The 17250-nt window shown below is 26.7% G+C and carries 16 protein-coding genes; 5 read left to right on the top strand and 11 right to left on the bottom strand.

The annotated features are described in order from the left end of the window. Positions 1 to 32 precede the first annotated feature (32 nt). On the bottom strand, positions 33 to 1814 hold the full coding sequence (locus MRZ80_RS00275) for a ribosome biogenesis/translation initiation ATPase RLI (protein ID WP_292535076.1): 1782 nt from the start codon (positions 1812 to 1814) through the stop codon (positions 33 to 35). A gap of 440 nt (positions 1815 to 2254) precedes the next feature. Here MRZ80_RS00275 and MRZ80_RS00270 point away from each other — a divergent pair, with 440 nt between their 5' ends. Further along, positions 2255 to 2464, top strand: a complete 210-nt coding sequence (locus MRZ80_RS00270) for a histone family protein (RefSeq protein ID WP_292535074.1) — start codon at positions 2255 to 2257, stop codon at positions 2462 to 2464. A 451-nt stretch (positions 2465 to 2915) separates the two neighbouring features. Here MRZ80_RS00270 and MRZ80_RS00265 read toward each other — a convergent pair whose 3' ends face one another. From MRZ80_RS00265 to MRZ80_RS00235, 7 genes are all read right to left on the bottom strand, one after another. Then, positions 2916 to 3050 carry a hypothetical protein gene (locus tag MRZ80_RS00265; protein ID WP_292535072.1) on the bottom strand — a complete coding sequence of 45 codons (135 nt, stop codon included), beginning with the start codon at positions 3048 to 3050 and terminating at the stop codon, positions 2916 to 2918. 342 nt (positions 3051 to 3392) lie between these two features. Beyond that, positions 3393 to 3527 carry a hypothetical protein gene (locus MRZ80_RS00260; RefSeq protein WP_292535070.1) on the bottom strand — a complete coding sequence of 45 codons (135 nt, stop codon included), beginning with the start codon at positions 3525 to 3527 and terminating at the stop codon, positions 3393 to 3395. Positions 3528 to 3793: 266 nt separating this feature from the next. Next, on the bottom strand, positions 3794 to 3916 hold the full coding sequence (locus MRZ80_RS00255) for a hypothetical protein (protein WP_292535068.1): 123 nt from the start codon (positions 3914 to 3916) through the stop codon (positions 3794 to 3796). A gap of 452 nt (positions 3917 to 4368) precedes the next feature. Further along, on the bottom strand, positions 4369 to 4641 hold the full coding sequence (locus MRZ80_RS00250; RefSeq protein WP_292535066.1) for a metal-sensing transcriptional repressor: 273 nt from the start codon (positions 4639 to 4641) through the stop codon (positions 4369 to 4371). A gap of 37 nt (positions 4642 to 4678) precedes the next feature. Beyond that, positions 4679 to 5371, bottom strand: coding sequence for a ribose-5-phosphate isomerase RpiA (gene rpiA, locus MRZ80_RS00245; RefSeq protein ID WP_292535064.1), 693 nt, complete (start codon positions 5369 to 5371; stop codon positions 4679 to 4681). A 144-nt stretch (positions 5372 to 5515) separates the two neighbouring features. Beyond that, positions 5516 to 5938: a UPF0179 family protein gene (locus tag MRZ80_RS00240; RefSeq protein WP_292535062.1), complete on the bottom strand. Its 423-nt coding sequence runs from the start codon at positions 5936 to 5938 to the stop codon at positions 5516 to 5518. 17 nt (positions 5939 to 5955) lie between these two features. Further along, positions 5956 to 7002, bottom strand: coding sequence for an NAD(P)-dependent glycerol-1-phosphate dehydrogenase (locus MRZ80_RS00235; RefSeq protein WP_292535060.1), 1047 nt, complete (start codon positions 7000 to 7002; stop codon positions 5956 to 5958). 579 nt (positions 7003 to 7581) lie between these two features. On the opposite strand from MRZ80_RS00235, the gene MRZ80_RS00230 reads away from it, so the two are divergent. Continuing rightward, complete coding sequence (locus MRZ80_RS00230; RefSeq protein WP_292535059.1) at positions 7582 to 8316, top strand: MIP/aquaporin family protein; 735 nt, start codon at positions 7582 to 7584, stop codon at positions 8314 to 8316. A gap of 308 nt (positions 8317 to 8624) precedes the next feature. On the opposite strand, the gene MRZ80_RS00225 is transcribed toward MRZ80_RS00230, so the two are convergent. After that, positions 8625 to 9125: a hypothetical protein gene (locus MRZ80_RS00225; RefSeq protein ID WP_292535057.1), complete on the bottom strand. Its 501-nt coding sequence runs from the start codon at positions 9123 to 9125 to the stop codon at positions 8625 to 8627. Positions 9126 to 9311: 186 nt separating this feature from the next. On the opposite strand from MRZ80_RS00225, the gene MRZ80_RS00220 reads away from it, so the two are divergent. Both MRZ80_RS00220 and MRZ80_RS00215 read left to right on the top strand, forming a co-directional pair. Further along, positions 9312 to 10688 carry an MFS transporter gene (locus MRZ80_RS00220; protein ID WP_292535055.1) on the top strand — a complete coding sequence of 459 codons (1377 nt, stop codon included), beginning with the start codon at positions 9312 to 9314 and terminating at the stop codon, positions 10686 to 10688. A gap of 147 nt (positions 10689 to 10835) precedes the next feature. After that, the gene (locus MRZ80_RS00215; RefSeq protein ID WP_292535053.1) at positions 10836 to 11636 is read left to right on the top strand and encodes a mechanosensitive ion channel domain-containing protein; all 801 of its coding nucleotides are present in this window, start codon (positions 10836 to 10838) and stop codon (positions 11634 to 11636) included. 157 nt (positions 11637 to 11793) lie between these two features. On the opposite strand, the gene MRZ80_RS00210 is transcribed toward MRZ80_RS00215, so the two are convergent. Then, on the bottom strand, positions 11794 to 12132 hold the full coding sequence (locus MRZ80_RS00210) for a putative quinol monooxygenase (RefSeq protein WP_292535052.1): 339 nt from the start codon (positions 12130 to 12132) through the stop codon (positions 11794 to 11796). Between the two features lie 312 nt (positions 12133 to 12444). Further along, positions 12445 to 15489 carry a right-handed parallel beta-helix repeat-containing protein gene (locus tag MRZ80_RS00205; RefSeq protein ID WP_292535051.1) on the bottom strand — a complete coding sequence of 1015 codons (3045 nt, stop codon included), beginning with the start codon at positions 15487 to 15489 and terminating at the stop codon, positions 12445 to 12447. A gap of 550 nt (positions 15490 to 16039) precedes the next feature. On the opposite strand from MRZ80_RS00205, the gene MRZ80_RS00200 reads away from it, so the two are divergent. Then, entirely contained in the window at positions 16040 to 17203 is a 1164-nt protein-coding gene (locus MRZ80_RS00200; protein ID WP_292535050.1) for an aldo/keto reductase, read from the top strand. Positions 17204 to 17250 lie beyond the last annotated feature (47 nt).

Genomic DNA, 17250 nt, shown 5'->3' with positions numbered 1-17250 from the left:
TCTCCCATTAAATCTATTTTTTTTATATTAAATTATTGTTCTTCTTCAAGGTAGTAGTATTCACCTTTCTGTTTTTGTTCCCTATCAAGGAAGCTGTCATATTTATTTACTCTTGGTCTGTTTGTTTCCTTATCACGTCTAAATGTTATTTTTACATCACTAAGGAATTTGTTCATTGCATCACGAAGATGTATTGGTGCTGTTGCTTTTCCTTCAACTCCTGACTGTCCATAAAATACCATTGCACGATCTGATACATAGTCAATAAATACAATATCGTGGTCAATAATAATTGCTGCTTTATCATCACGTGTTACGATATGTTTTATTGCCTTTGCAACTTTAAGTCTTTGTTCTACATCAAGGAATGCTGTAGGTTCATCAAGAAGATATACATCAGCATCTTCAGATAATGTTACAGCTGTTGCAAGTCTTTGAAGTTCCCCACCTGATAGTTTACTTACTTGTTTATCAAGTATTTTGTCAAGATCAAATGGTTTTAAGATATCAGTTCTGAAAAGGTTTGTTGTATATCCTTTAGCATTCATGTAGAGGAAATCTTCTACTGTTCCATCAAAGTCTGTTTGTATGTATTGTGGTTTATATCCAATATCTATTTTTTCTTTAATTTCACCATTATCTGGTTTTTCTATTCCTGCAAGAAGTTTTGCATATGTTGTTTTACCAATACCATTTGGTCCAAATGCTGTTATTACCTGACTTTCTGGTATTTCTCCACCTTCAACTTCAAGATTAAAGTTTTTAAATTCTTTTGAAAAATCAGTATATTCTGTTATAATTTCTGATTCAACTAACTGGTTAGGTGGTCTTATCTCAAATTTAATTGGTTGATCACGTATTCTTATGTTTTCTTCTGCTAGGAATCCTTTTACATATGCATTTATTCCTACACGTACACCTTTAAGATTTGATACTACACCATATCCTCCTTCTTGTCCATACATTACATGAACATAGTCACTCATAGCATCTACTGTTGCAAGGTCGTGTTCAATTACAAGTACACTACGTTTTTCCTCAGTTAGGTCACGTATTACCTCTATTGTATTTAGTCTTTGTTTTACATCAAGCCAGGAGGTAGGTTCATCTATGTAGTAGAAGTCTGCATCTTTAAGTACTGCTGCTGCTATTGCTATTCTTTGAAGTTCTCCACCTGATAGATTTTTTATTTCACGATCTACAATATTTGTAAGTTCTAGTTTTTCTACAACTTCATCGTATTTGTTTCTTTGATCTACACCTTCAAGTAGTGTTTTTACATTTCCCTGTGTTACTTTTGGAAGAAGATCTACCATTTGTGGTTTATATGCAAGTTTTACATCTCCATTGCTTAGTTTTTTAAAGTAGCTTTGAAGTTGTGATCCTTTAAAGTGTTCTATTACATTATCCCATGTTGCCTCTTCATCGTATCTTCCAAAGTTTGGTATTATCTGTCCTGATAAGATGTTTAGTATTGTTGATTTTCCTATACCATTTGGTCCTAGAAGTCCTACTACTGATGATTCTTCTATTTTTGGCATACCAAATAATTCAAAACTATTTTGTCCATATCTATGTATTGGTTCTTCATCTAATTGTTCTGGTAAGTTGATGATGTTTATTGCATTAAATACACACCTATTTACACAGATTCCGCATCCTTGACATAATTCTTCTGATATTACTGGTTTTTTATCTTCACTTATAACTATTGTGTCTTCTTCCATCCTTACTCCTGGACAGTATTCTATACACATGTAGTTACATTTTTTTGGTTGACATTTACTTTTATCTAATATTGCAATTCGACTCAAAAAATAACCCCTATTTGTGTTTCATTATTAAAATAATATTAAAAGTTCTTCTTTTTATTTAAATCATTAATTTTATCGATCTATAAGAAAAATAAAATAGTAGTTGATAAAAAATGATTTATTAATATATACTATTTATGTTATTCTAACTATTTAATTTTTAAAAATAAATTAAATAATATCTTAAAACTTTAAAAATTTCAATTAAAATCAATTAGCTTTATTTTATCTTTAAAATAAGTATTATTTGATTAATTTTAATATTATAAATAATACTTTGTTTTAATGTCTTATTTGATATATAATTTTTTTGATTTAAAATAAAAAGCTTTAAATAATTTAATATTAATATAATTTAATATCATATTAGTTCCTATTTATTAAATAGGCCTTGAAATCAGATATTTTAATATGAAAAAAATTTAAAGGAGTCCTTATAAATGAATAAATTACCTTTAGCACCCATGGGAAGAATATTAGCAGATGCTGGTGCACAAAGATCAACAAAAAACGCAAAAATTGAACTTTCAGAGTGCTTAGCAGAAATTGGACATGAAATTGCTGAAGAATCAGTGAAAATTGCTGAACATTCAGGAAGAAAAACAGTTAAAGCTGAAGATATTGAATTAGCTTTAAAAATGAAATTTTAAATTGCCTTTTTTTAATCTTTGATGGTATTTTTATCTAAAAAAATACCTTTTATAATATTTTTTTAATTTATACTACTTTTTTTGGAAATTTATCTAATTGGTTAGATTTAAGACTACTTTTTTTAATTTTACATATATAAATAAAAACAAGTTTTTTTTTCATGAAAGAAAAAAATATAAAATAAAAGTATTTATTTTTTTTAATTTATCTTTTATTTTCCTATTGTATTAGTTTTTTTATGGGTGGTTAGTTTACTTTTTTTAATTTATAATATATTGTTATGAATTTAGGTTTTACTAATTTCATAGTAATAAAAAAAATAAAAATAAAAAATTTACATTACTACTGATACTACTATTGCTGCAACAAGTAATATTCCACATGCATACATTAATGCTTTTTCTGCTTTTTCTTTGATGCTATTCATATAAACTTCCTCCTTTTATTATTTTATGCTTTTAATGATTTTGGCGTATAAATTGGATGTGTTTCATATACATACATATAAAATGCTCCTAAAATAATAAGTGGAAGCATACATATGTTAAGTAGTAGTTTTCCTGTTTGTTTTATTATTTTATTCATATTTACCACCTTTACATTTTTGATTTGATTTCTATTTTCTGTTTATTAAAAATAGAAAAAGTAAAATTTATTTTTTTTTTAATTTTTATTTACACATTTTGATACAACATAAACAATACCTATACCCCCTTAGGTATTACCTTTTCAATAAAAAAAAGACAACCCTAACTTAGAAAATATATAAGTTAAATGTTGTATAATGCCCACTTGTAGTTTTTTTTATTTTAATTCATAAAGTATCTTAGATATTTTTGTGAATAGATAATGTAATCATAGTTTATACCATTGAATCTCTTCATTATTTTTGACATGAAGTTCATTTTAATTTCCCCCTTTTTTTATTTAGTTTTTCAATGATTTTGGCGTATAAATTGGATGTGTTTCATATACATACATATAAAATGCTCCTAAAATAATAAGTGGAAGCATACATATGTTAAGTAGTAGTTTTCCTGTTTGTTTTATTATTTTATTCATTTATATCACCTACACTTTTTTTTGATTTAAATTCTATTTCCTATTTATGAAAAATAGAAAAGTATTCTTTAATTTTTTTAATTTTTATTTACACATTTTGATACAACATAAACAATACCTATACCCCCTTAGGTATTATCTTTTCAATAAAAAAAGACAACCCCTAACTTAGAGAATATGTAAGTTAAATGTTGTATTATGCCATTACTATTTTTTTTATAACTATTTTTTTATTTATTTAACAATAGTATATGATGAATTCCAATTTAACATTTTGGTGTATAAATTGGATGTCTTTCATATACATACATATAAAATCCTACCATTGCAACAATTGGAAGCATTACGATACTACCTAATATATTTTTAATGTTACCTGTTATATTCATTTATATCACCTTATGTATATTTTATGTTTAGTTTCTTTAATTTCTCAGATTAAAGTCTTATTTTACTTATACCCCTATAGGTACATTTCATTTTTCATTAAAAAAATTCTCATCAAAAAATAACATCCCCATAATGCCTTTTTTATCAGAGACTACGGTTGCTTTCAAGTTTTTTTTAATGTGTATCATGTCATGTTAAATGATACATCTGTACCTATACCCCTTAAGGTATAATAAATAATTTAACACTTATACTATATAAAGGTAATGACCCTCAAATCGCCGAAAATAAAGCAAATCGGAGAGTTATACAAAAAAATTTAATAAAAAAAAATTAAGAAAAATACAAAAAATATGAAGATTTAAAAAATAAAGAAAAATGAAATAAAATACAAAAAAACAACAATAAAAAAAATCAAAAAAAGGGAGGGGAAAATATTATAATTTAATAATTAAATTCTTGAATAATAATCTATAATCTTAGATAAGTCCTCAATAGCCTCAGAACTATCACCCTTATCAATTGCATCTTTAACACAATGATTCATATGTCCTTCAAGAATAATACTTCCAACCTTATTAAGAGCTGATTTTGCAGCATTAACCTGCATAAGAATATCCTCACATGGAACATCCTTTTCAATCATACGATCAATAGCAGCAACTTGTCCTTCAATCTTTCTAAGACGTCTGTGAAGATTGTCCAAATCCATACATTGCTTCATAAAATATACAACTCCATAAAAAAAAATTCTATTTTAACTATAAAATATCATCTTTATTAATTTCTTTAATACCAGATGGACTACCAATAATAACTTTATCTACAAGATTTGTGAAAATACCATTTTCAACAACACCAGGAAGAATATTTAATTCTTTTTCAAGTTTTTGAGGATTACGTATAGAATCAAATTTAGTATCTACAATAAAGTTACCATTATCTGTTATTACAGGACCATCTTTTTGAACTCCCATCCTAAGTTCAGGTTTTCCACCCATATCAATAAGACTTTCTTTTACAATACGAAGTGCTTCAGGAATTATTTCAATAGGTACAGGGAATTCACCTAACTGTTTAACCATTTTACTATCATCAACAATTACAATAAACTTTTTAGCAGAACTATCAACGAGTTTTTCTAGGGTATGTGCTGCTCCTCCACCTTTAATTAAGTTAAGATTTTCATCTACTTCATCTGCACCATCTACTGCAACATCAATATCATATTCATCAAGAGTTGTGGTGTTAATTCCTGCTTCTCTTGCAATAATTAATGACTGATATGATGTAGGAATACCAAGAATATTTAATTCTTCATTTTTAATTCTTTCACCTAAATGTCTAATAAAGTAGTGTGTTGTTGATCCTGTTCCAAGACCTACAATCTGTCCATCTTTAATTAGATCTGCAGCTTTTTTTCCAACATTTTCTTTTAAAATATTTTTTGACATGTTAATAAAATCCCCTCAAATAATTTTTTCATAGTTTTAATTGTTTAGTTTTAAAACTCTTTTACTATTATTTACTTTTGAATAAAAATATATTTATCTTTATAGTATAATTTTCCAAGAAAAATTGATAAAAAATCAAATTTTCTAATGACTAAGTATTACTTCTGTTAAATCATTACTACATTTACATGAAAGTTTTGGACCAATTTCCTCAATTTTACATGTATCATCATCATATAATCCTTCAGGATGACATATATCATAGTTTTCACATTCTTCATCACAATCCTGAGATCTGAATATTATTGTTGAACCATGATATGCTTTTTTTGATGCAATTGCTGTTCTTATTGTTGCAGGTTTAACTTCTACTGTCTGTACACGATTATCTTTATGTACAGAGCATTTATGTGTTACACGACGTACATCTACAATTTCATATTTACGTCCTTTTTCTAAGTTTAAGCATACATTTTTAAATCTGCAACTTTCACACTTTTTAGCTCCACCATTAAATGTGAATACTAATCCTTTTTTTGCTAAATTTGTACCTATTAATGTTATCATCTAAATTAAATCCTCCATTATATTACTTTTGTTTTATGTGCAATATTTTCTGCAGCTTGGCGTGTTAATCCTCTATCACCAAGTATGGTGTATCTTTCTTTACGTATCTGGTGTGCTTTTAGTAATGCTTCTATTATATATTCATCATCTATGCCTAGATCTTTAGCATTTACTGGTGCTCCAACATCTTTTAGTGTTGAACGTATTGATTTCCAATCTCCACCTTGAAGATACATCATCATTATTGTTCCAACACCACATTGTTCTCCATGAAGTGCTGGTTTTGGAGCAATTATATCTAGTGCATGGCTAAATTTATGTTCAGAGCCACTTGCAGGTCGACTATTTCCTGCAATACTCATTGCAATACCACTACTTATTAGTGCTTTTATTATAACATCAGCACTTTCTATATTTTTTAGTTTCATAATGTCTGCTTGTTCTATTAGTTTTGTTGCAGTTAGTGTTGATAGTGCTGCTGCTGAATCACTAAATGGTTCATTTATTAGTTTATGTGCTAGTTTCCAGTCCTCTACTGCTGTTAGATTTGATATTATATCTGCATATCCTGAAACTAGAAATCTGTATGGTGCTTGTGCAATTATCTGTGTATCTGCAACTACTGCAAATGGTGCATCTGCCTTTAGTGATACTGTACCATTTTCATTTTTTATTGATGCACGTGATGATACAATTCCATCGTGTGCTGCTGATGTTGGTACACTTATGAGTGGTATTTTATTTTGAGTTGCTGCCATTTTAGATACATCAATTACTTTTCCTCCACCAACACCAATTATAGCATCTGCATTTTTTGATTGTTCTGTTACAGTTTTTACTGTTTGTTGTGAACCTTTTTTAATTATGATCTGTGTAACATCAAAGTTTACATCCTCTAGTAGTTCTACAGCATGATCTGCTGCTATTTTCTTAGTTGTAGGTCCTGTTATTACTACTACTTCTTTTTTGTTATCTAGAAGTTTTTCACATAATTTTGGTAGTTTTTCTATTGCACCTGCTCCTGTGTGGATTTCTCTGGGTAATTGAACATCTCTAAAATCCATGACTAGTAACACTCCATATTTTCTTTAGGTTATAATTTTTTTTTATTAAATTTTTTTTATTAAAGTCATTGACCTATTGTTGTTATTTATGTTTGTTTTTTTAATTAAGAATATTTATTATATAAATAGGATTTCATTTTAAGATCTTAATTAGTCAATTAAATTGGATGTTGTTTTTAAAATGAGTTAAAAAATTCTTTTTATTTTGTGGTGTTTAGTGTATCTATTTAAGTTATAGTATTAATTAAATATTTGTTTTTAATTTATATATACCTTTTCAACACATAAATTTAGGTCTGACTAAAAATTGTATAATTTTTTTAAAGAATCATTAAAATAGTTTAAAAAAAGTAAAGTATAATAGATAAAATATGCAATGCAATAAATTCTAAAAAATAATTTTCAATTAGTATTAATTATTTTAAACTAAGGTTTAAATACTTAAACATTAATACTATTGTTTATAAGACAGAAGTAAACCCAAAAAGGAAATTTAAAAATCGCGTTTCAAAAAAATTTCCTAAAAAAAAATATGAAGTTTACAAATGTTATATATTAATTAATTATGGAGATAAAAAAATGACTGAAATGAAAAAATTACTTGCTGAAGTAATTGGAAGTTTCATATTAGTATTCTTTGGTACAGCATCAGTTGTATTAACCTTACTTATTAATGGAGGTCCAACAACAACAAGTATATACAATTTAGGAATAACAATGCCAGACTGGATTGGTATTGGTTTAGCATTCGGACTCGCATTAGTAGTAGCAATTTATGCTTTTGGTTCAGTATCAGGAGCACACTTTAACCCAGCTGTAACAATAGCTTTATGGGTAGGAAAAAGATTCCCTGGAAAAGATGTAATTCCATACGTTATTGCACAAGTTGTAGGATCATTCATTGCATCAGCAGCACTTCTTGCAATAATTGGACCTGTAGCAGCAACAAAAGGAGTACTCGGATCTGTAGGAGCATTCGGAGATATAAGTTGGATAGGAATATTCATAGCTGAATTCCTTGGTACATTCTTACTTATGTATGTAATTATGGCAACAGCAGTAAATCCAAAAACAACTGCAGCAGATGCAGCATTATCAATTGGACTTGTACTTGCAGGTATCGTAATTTCACTAGGTAACTTCTCAGGATGTGGAGTAAACCCAGCACGTGCACTCACACCTATGGTATTAAATCAAATAGTAACAGGTGCAAGTGCACTTAACCTATATCCAATATACTTAATTGCACCAATACTTGGAGCAATAGTAGCAGTATACTTATATGATTACTTCCATGAAGAAACACCAGCATAAACGCAAAAAAAAGAAGAACTAACATTTAAAAATAAATATTTGGGATAAATAAATAATTAAGATATTTACAACAATATCTTCTAAATTAAACCCCTTTTTTTAAACTCTTCTTTTTTACTTTTAACTACTTTTTTTTAAATTATAATTCTTAATTCTAATTTTTAACAATAAAATTTTTTCAAAAAAATAGCATACACTCCTCTTTTTTCATAAAATAAATTCTTTTTTTTTATATAAAAATATTATTCTAAAATCATCAAAAAAAAGTAAAAATTAGGGTGGGGATATTATTTAAATTTCACATAAATCTAGTAGTCTACCTGTGATATGAGTTGCATAATTTCTGCTGCTTTCATACCAGAAATATTCATAGTTTTTAATGCCTTAATTGTAGCTGTAGATAAGTTAAGATTGGTCATTACAATATTTTCTGTAACATACTTTTTAAATACATCATAGTTTTGCTGTGAACCTAAAGCTGTAATTAAAGCTGCACGAACAGGCATAAGTTTTTCATCAACAACACCTGCTAAATCCTCAATTGCCTCATTGTTTGCTTCAACCATCTGTTTTTGTAGAACTCGACCAATATCATTTTGTGTAAAACTTTTTTCAAGCTCTGTAATTAAGTATTCATCTACAACTTCATTATCTTTATAATCTTTTTTAAGTTTCTTATCTTTTTTATATGTTTCAACAAAGTCATCAAAAAATGCATCAATTGTATTTTCCTTATAATCAAATAATTCTTCAATTGTTGAAATTAAAACACTACTTGCATATTTTTTTGTATTATCCTTACTTATCATAGTTAAGTTTCCTTTTTAATTACATTTAATTATATTATAGTTTTATTTTTTAATTTTTATATTATTTATATCAATTATATCAATATACAACTTTTTTTAATTAAAAATTATAAATATCATATTATAAGTCCATATGTGAATGGATTAAGATTTTAGATAGAAAATAATAATAATGGAAATGAAATAATGGATGAAAATAAAATAAATAAATACGTCATAATCATGGCTATATTATCCTCTTTCACAGTGGCATTTACATCAAATGCAATATCAGTTGCACTACCAATGATTGGAAGTGAATTTCATCTAAGTAACATACTTCAAAACTGGATTGTTAATATTTACTTACTAATTATTGCAGCAGTAGGTGTACCACTTGGAAGGGTAGCCTCAAAATATGGACTTAACAGGACACTAAGAATCGGAATAATAATATATATAATAGGAGCAGTACTATCTGGTATTGCAATGAACATAGAATTCCTATTTGCATCAAGAATAATACAGGCAATAGGATCAGCAGTACTATTTGTAAATGTAATGTCAATAATTACCCAGCAAATACCACCACAAAAACGTGGACAGGCAATAGGACTTAATGTAACAGGTGTATACATTGGACTTAGCCTTGCACCAACAGTAAGTGGAATTATTGTACATAACATGACATGGAGAATAATATTCTACATAACAATACCACTTGCAATAATTGCATACTACCTACTTTATGCAGTTAAAAAAGAATGGATTACAGATCCACATGCATCACTTGACATAAAAGGATCATTACTTTTTATTGCAGCAATGATAGTGTTAATGTATGGATTTACAATACTTAATGAAACACTTGGAGTTATACTTGTAATAATAAGCTTATTGATGTTTGTAGTATTTGCAAAATATGAACTAAACTACACTCATCCTATATATGAAATAAGACTATTTAAAAATAAAACATACACAGCATCAAATATAGCATCACTTATTAGTTATTTTGCAACATTTGTTGTAATATACATTCTAAACTATCACTTCCAATACATACAAGGACTTGATAGTCAAACAACAGGTATAATTCTTATAATTACACCACTTCTTATGGCAATAGTTTCACCAATATCAGGACGTATATCTGATAAAGTAATACCTCAAATTATTGCAGCAATTGGAATGGTACTTGTAACTATTGCAATGTTTATATTTATCTTCATAGACACTGTACCATTTTATGCAATTATAGTTGCAATGATACTTCAAGGAGTAGGATTTGGACTCTTCTCCTCACCAAATAATAATGTAATAATGAGTAGTGTTGATAAAAAATATGCAGCAACAGCATCAGCATCACTTTCAACTGTACGAACTGTAGGACAATCATTTAGTCTTGGACTACTATCTTTAATATTTGCATTTATTATGGGAAATGTTCCAATAGTTCCTGCAAACTATCCACTACTAATTGAAAGTTCACAAGTTACAATGATCATATCAACAATACTATGTATAATTGCAGTAGTACTATCACTCAGTGGATTTAAACATGCAAAAGTAGATGAAAACTAAAAAAAAATAACCACCCTTTACATCTCCTCCTCTTTATGAAATTTATTATAAAAACTACTATTTTTTTGGAGGATACATAAATTAATTTAAAATCATTCTACATAATAAGTAATAAGAAAGTGAACTTTTATGGTAGGTGATTATTTTTTGACTTTAGAGGGTCTTTTAAATATTGATTTTAATAATCTTGAACTTATATTTGATATGATAAATATTGATATTATAATTAAGGTTTTAATTGTTGTTATTATTCCCATTATTTTATGTGAAGTTATTAAGCATTTTATTGTTGATTTTCATAAGAAGGTTGACTTATTTAGTGATGAGAATATTTCATCTATTGTTAAAATTCTTCGTATTATAACTATTGTTGTTATTGTATTATCTGTTCTTGATGTGTTTGGTATTAATATTACAACTTTATTTGTAAGTCTTGGATTTTTAACTGTTGGTGGATCACTTATTACACGTGATATTTTATCAAATCTTATTGCTGGTTTTAGTATTATTGCCGAGAAAAGATTTAAAGTTGGAGATGTAATTGAAGTTGATAAATATAAAGGAACAGTCCAGAAGATTGGATTTAAGTCTGTTGAGCTTTTATCTAAAAATGAAGTTGTTATTATTCCAAATATTATATTTTCACAAAAAGCATATATTAACCATACAGCAAATGGTTGTTTTATGCAGCGTATGAAGTTTTCATTATCTAAAAATGATCATCTTAATGATAATCTTAAAATTATAAGAGAAGTTATTGAATCAAATGATAATGTCTTAAAAGATTTTGATTATAAGTTGTATGTTCGAAGTTTTGATAATGAAAAGGTCGACATTACAGCTGTTCTTCCAATTAGTGATGTTGACATGCGAAAAACTATTGTATCTGAGCTTCTTGGTGAGATTTATCTTAAAGTTGACCATAGTCAGGATAATGATGATTACTAAAAAAAATGAGTCTAATTTTTTTCATATTGGAAAGGAGATATTAAGGGTGTTAAAGCTTGGAGTTTTCTTTTTTTTACTTTAACACCCCTCTTTTTATATATTTTTAAGTTTATTTTTTTGCGGAGAGAAAGTTTTATTTTTAAGTTAATTATTTATTTTAGTCATAATGGATGAGTTTTATTTCTGTTTTTTCTTTGCCTGATTTATCATTTAGAAGTTCTGCGAAGTATATTCCTACTTTTGGTTCTTTTTGAAGTAGGTCTTTTGTGTTACTTCCAAAGTCTTGAAATACATCTGTTTGCATGTGGTTTTCTAGTGCTTCTTTTGTTTCCCATTTTTCTAGGATTTTAAGTTGTTGATTTTCTACATCTTCAACCATGTTATATGCTATGTTTCCTTTGTGTGTTCGACTTTCTGTTATTATGTCGTCTGCCATATTGATGATTTCATCTTTTTTGTCTTCTTTTGGTATTAGTGTTGCATTTACTATAATCATTATATCATCTCTAAAATAATTTACTAAAACTTAGAAAATAATTTATACTTGATTTTATTTATAGTTAACTTGAATAATTTTATTTTTAATAAATTTTACTTTAAAATTATAAAATAAAATTGAAATAAGTAAAAATACATAAAAATTAACCACAACATATAGATAAAACACTATATGATTTAGGAGTTTAAGTGGGAGGATTTAATTTAAAAGAAAACCCTCCTAAAATAAATAATTCATTGTAATATAAACTCTAAAATATAAAATAACAACTCTATTGTTAAATTATATTCTCCAAGGATTTCCCTCCCTTTAGTGAATTTTAGTAAATTCTTCATCATTAATAATTAAATTTCTACTATCAGTTAATAAATTTAAATTTTCAACTACCTTCTTTGAATTATATGCAGAATTTCCAGAATAGCAAAATGTAATACTATTAATGCTACTGAAATTAAGATTATCAAAACAAACACTTATTGATGAATTAGTAAGATGAACCTTATCAAGTAATGTTTTTGAATTAATCTTAAGTGCATAATTTCCACCATATATTGGTAGTTTTGTATTATTTGCCTTTATATCTATAAAAACCATAAATTTATCACCAACCATATAGGTAGAGTTTAAAATTTCAACAATAATATCCTGTTTTATAATCTTTAATTTTGTATTAGCACTACAACCATTATACATGTTATTTTCACCATATATAACATCAAATCTATATTCACTATTTACAAAATCATATGGTATCATATATGTAAATTCACCAATACCACCTGTAATATTAACATATATCTTTTTACCATCTGAATTTGTAAGTGTTTTTTTATTGATCTTTAATACAACCCTACCCTTAATTACAGGATTATTATTTTCATCAACCAAGTATATCTTAAATTTTGTTTTAACACCTGGTGTAATTTTAATATTTTCTTGAAGATGCAATTTAGTTTTTAACTTTACAATATAGAGTTTTGATGAATTTCTCAAAACATCATAATCTTTTATATCACATACCACATCAAGCCTATTTTCCTGATTTTTTATAGAAGTTGAAATATTATAATTTAAAACTATAACATTACCATCTGTTGTGTATCTTATTACTCCTGGTATTGTTTTTGAATTTAATTTAAAGACTGATTTTACTTTAATATTACCTGCATTTATGTTTTCAACTCTTGCTGTGATATTAACATTACCACCTGCATTTGAATAAATATCATCAAATACTATGTATGGCTTTTCTATATTGTGTGTTAGAATAATTGTATTGTTATTTAATTGTTCATCTTCTATTTTTATTGTTGTTGTAATATTTCCAATATCTTCAATACATATGTCAGGTTTAATTGTTATTGTTTCATTTGAAATAATTTGATTGTAAGTGTATGTTTTTCTAGTTTTTCTATCTTTTGATGCTAAATCTAGGCTAATATTTATGTTATATCCAACTCCACCAGTATTTTGTATTTGAAAATCACATACTTTATCTCCATATCTGTATTGTGTTGGTGTTACTTTAATGATGTAATTTGGAGCTTTATATTTGATATTACATGTTGTAGTTGATGTATTTTTAACAAATCGCATATCACAGCTTAATTTTATCATGACATCTGTAGGATTTTTTGCATATGCTTTTATCATCAGTGCTCTATTTTCACCTGGTGTTAGTTTTTCAATAATCCAGGAGTTTTCATCTAATTTATGGGATGTATCTATTACATCTAGATTTTGTGCTATGACATCATATATTGTTATGTTATGTAGTGTTTTATTGTTTTGATTTTCAACTATTATGCTATATTTTATTTCATCTTTAAGATTAAATTCATCATCTGCTACTATTTTGATATGATATGATGGGGATATAATTGCAGTTGTTTTATTTATCTTATATGAATTAAAGTTTATATCATCACAGTATTCTATTGTTAATGGTAGTACTCCTACATAATCTATGTTTTTATTTAGCTGGTATGTTGAATTTGTAATAGTTGCTGTGTCTATTATAATTCCATTATAGCTTATCTTTATTGTTCCTGTTGTAATTGTTGTGTTATATACTGGATTTGTCATAACTGTTATGTTTGCTGTAATATTTTCATCTGCCATATATTCATCTTTAATGTCAAGTTTTATTGTTGTATTTGTAAGATTATTTCCAATATATGTGTTATCTACTACTACATTAAATGTAGAGCAATTCCCATAAAATAGGTTTAATGCCTTATTATCTTTAAATAGGTTATTTTCTACATTGGTAGTTTTTGATGTATCATATATTAGTGCCTGGTTTTTAACTATATTTCTATAGAAGGTATTGTTTTGTATGTAAATCTGGGAATTTATGTTGTTTATTGCTATATTTTTTATGTTATTTTCTGAGATATTGGAGTTTTTTATTTCCACATCATTAAAGTTTGCATCAAGTAGTATGTCGATAATATTTTGGCATATCTGTGAATTTATTATACTACTTTTTGTTGTTTTAATTAATGCTCCATTTGTGTTTTTATTTGATTTTATTGTGGAATTTATTATTTCTATGTTTGATTGTGAATTTATTAGTGCTAATGTATTGGTGTTATCTGTTATATTTGAGTTTTCTATTGTTATTTGTTGTGTCCTATAGTTTGAATAGATCATTGAATCTATTGCATTATTTGATGTGAAGTTTGTATTGTTTATTGTTATAAGTTTTGCATCACTACTATAGATACAGCTTCCATTTTCTGCTGTGTTATTTATGAAATTTGAGTTGTTAATTGTTATATGGGCATTGTTAAAGTCTGTTTTTAAGTTAAATATTGCTCCACCATATACTGCTGTGTTGTTTATAAATGTTGAATTGTTTATTTCTAGATTTCCATTGTTGTTTATTGCACCACCACCAAGTATGGATAGTGATGATATTTTGTTGTTTTGAAATATTACATTGTTGAGTGTTAAATTTCCCATGTTATAAATGGCAGAATAGGTGTTATCATATGTATTTGATATTGTCATATTATTTAGTGTTAGATTTGTGTTACGTCCTGTTTTTAGAAATACATTCGTATCTGATCCATTTATTGTACATCCATGTCCATTTATTATGAGATTTGGTAGTTTTTTATTTTCATCATGCATCCATCTTATATCATTATTTATTGTGTAGTTATCTTTTTTGAGATTTATTTCATATGTTGTTATGTTTGAATTTTTAATGTTGTCTATTTCATTTGAAAGTTGTGTGTATGTTTGAACATCTATTGTGGTTGTTGTTGTATTTTCCTGGGCTATGCTTGTATTGGTGCATATTATAATTGTTAAAATTATGAGTGTTAGTATTATTTTTTTATTCATTACCTTTCCTATAACACCTCTTTTTAAAAATATTTTATTTAATCAATGTATTTTTTAAACATTGATTAATTTTTATTTATAATTTTATACTATTTATAATTAATTACCTAAAAATTAGACAAAATAAAATAAATATTACTTAATTGTATTGTAAAATTGAATAGGTAGCTTTAAATAATATTAAAATAATATATTTTAACACAATATTAACCTCCTATAACATGAAAACAAAGCAATATCCACACCAGATATTGAAAATTAACCACCAAAGAAATTAAGTTTAATATATAAAAAATAATAATCACCCTATTTTAAAAACAGATCTAAAAAACAAAACTAATCCCCCAACTAATGGATGCTTAAGCCCCCATAAATTATATAAAAAAAATTAATTTTAGAAAGATTAGATCCAAAAAAAATGAGAATATTAATTTTTACTAAAATTTCAAAAAAAAGACAATAAATGAATTATAAAATATTTTATAAAAAAAAATAAAATAAAATAAAAAATTAAAAAACTAATATACATTATTTAAAAAAGGATGATACTATGTCAAAACTAGCATTAGGAATGATGAGACTACCACTAACAGATAAAGATGATGTAAAAAGTATAGATCAAAAAGAAGTAAATAGGATGGTAGATCTATGCATGGAAAGTGGTCTTAATTATTTTGATACAGCATACTACTACCATGATGAAATGAGTGAAGTTGCACTAAGAAAGGGAGTAATTGAAAGATATCCTCGTGAGGATGTAATAATTGCAGATAAACTTCCAATCTACATGAATCCTAAAGAAGAAGAACTTGAAGGATTATTTAACAACCAACTTGAACGCTTAAATATAGACTACTTCGACTACTACATGCTTCACAATGTAAGTGGACTATCAGAGGATGGGTATCTTAAAGCAGATTCCTTTGGATTTGTAAATAAAATGAAAAAAGAAGGAAAAATTAAAAAATTGGGAATATCCACACATGCAAATGCAGAATACATTGAAAATATTCTAAAACATCACCCAGAGATAGAATTTGTACAACTACAAATCAACTACCTTGACTGGGAATCAAATGAAAACATACAAGCACGCAAATGCTATGAAGTAGCACGTAAATACGACAAAGAAGTTATAGTTATGGAACCACTAAAAGGTGGATTTCTAGTTGATGTACCAGAAGATGCTCAAAAACTAATGAAAGAACATAATGGTGAAGATCCAATAAAATGGGCTTTAAGATTTGTAGCAGAACTTGAAGGAGTATCATATGTACTTTCAGGTGCAGGAAATACACAACAACTTAAAAAAAATATTGAAATATTCAAAGACATAAAACCATTAACAGATGAAGAACATAAAATAATAGATGAAGTTGTAAAAATTATAAACAGTAAAATAACAGTTGATTGTACAGCATGTAACTACTGTTTAAGTTCATGTGTTAAAAATATTAACATACCAAAATTATTTAGTATGTACAACCATGAAATGATACAAAATATTGACTTATATACAGCAACAGGAAATGCATATACAAACTATGCAAAAATAGAAGGAAATGGTATTGCATCAGATTGTATTGGATGTGGAAAATGTATGGATGTATGTCCACAACAACTTGACATACCAGGCTATCTTAAAGATGTTGCAAAAAGATTTGAAATACCACTCTATGGATTTGGAAGTGAAGAAGAAGCAAAAGAAGAATAGATTATAATATAATAATCTATCCTTATATTCACCACCCTAATATTTTT

The sequence above is a fragment of the Methanosphaera sp. genome, assembly GCF_022768985.1.
Classification (GTDB): Archaea; Methanobacteriota; Methanobacteria; order Methanobacteriales; family Methanobacteriaceae; genus Methanosphaera.
This window is presented reverse-complemented; position numbering and strand designations above follow the sequence as displayed.

Bases quoted from the DNA above. Each gene is read 5' to 3' on its own strand.
- MRZ80_RS00270 (WP_292535074.1), top strand. From the start codon at position 2,255: ATGAATAAATTACCTTTAGCACCCATGGGAAGAATATTAGCAGATGCT.
- MRZ80_RS00265 (WP_292535072.1), bottom strand. From the start codon at position 3,050: ATGAATAAAATAATAAAACAAACAGGAAAACTACTACTTAACATATGT.
- MRZ80_RS00260 (WP_292535070.1), bottom strand. From the start codon at position 3,527: ATGAATAAAATAATAAAACAAACAGGAAAACTACTACTTAACATATGT.
- MRZ80_RS00255 (WP_292535068.1), bottom strand. From the start codon at position 3,916: ATGAATATAACAGGTAACATTAAAAATATATTAGGTAGTATCGTAATG.
- MRZ80_RS00250 (WP_292535066.1), bottom strand. From the start codon at position 4,641: ATGAAGCAATGTATGGATTTGGACAATCTTCACAGACGTCTTAGAAAG.
- rpiA (WP_292535064.1), bottom strand. From the start codon at position 5,371: ATGTCAAAAAATATTTTAAAAGAAAATGTTGGAAAAAAAGCTGCAGAT.
- MRZ80_RS00240 (WP_292535062.1), bottom strand. From the start codon at position 5,938: ATGATAACATTAATAGGTACAAATTTAGCAAAAAAAGGATTAGTATTC.
- MRZ80_RS00235 (WP_292535060.1), bottom strand. From the start codon at position 7,002: ATGGATTTTAGAGATGTTCAATTACCCAGAGAAATCCACACAGGAGCA.
- MRZ80_RS00230 (WP_292535059.1), top strand. From the start codon at position 7,582: ATGACTGAAATGAAAAAATTACTTGCTGAAGTAATTGGAAGTTTCATA.
- MRZ80_RS00225 (WP_292535057.1), bottom strand. From the start codon at position 9,125: ATGATAAGTAAGGATAATACAAAAAAATATGCAAGTAGTGTTTTAATT.
- MRZ80_RS00220 (WP_292535055.1), top strand. From the start codon at position 9,312: ATGGATGAAAATAAAATAAATAAATACGTCATAATCATGGCTATATTA.
- MRZ80_RS00210 (WP_292535052.1), bottom strand. From the start codon at position 12,132: ATGATTATAGTAAATGCAACACTAATACCAAAAGAAGACAAAAAAGAT.
- MRZ80_RS00205 (WP_292535051.1), bottom strand. From the start codon at position 15,489: ATGAATAAAAAAATAATACTAACACTCATAATTTTAACAATTATAATA.
- MRZ80_RS00200 (WP_292535050.1), top strand. From the start codon at position 16,040: ATGTCAAAACTAGCATTAGGAATGATGAGACTACCACTAACAGATAAA.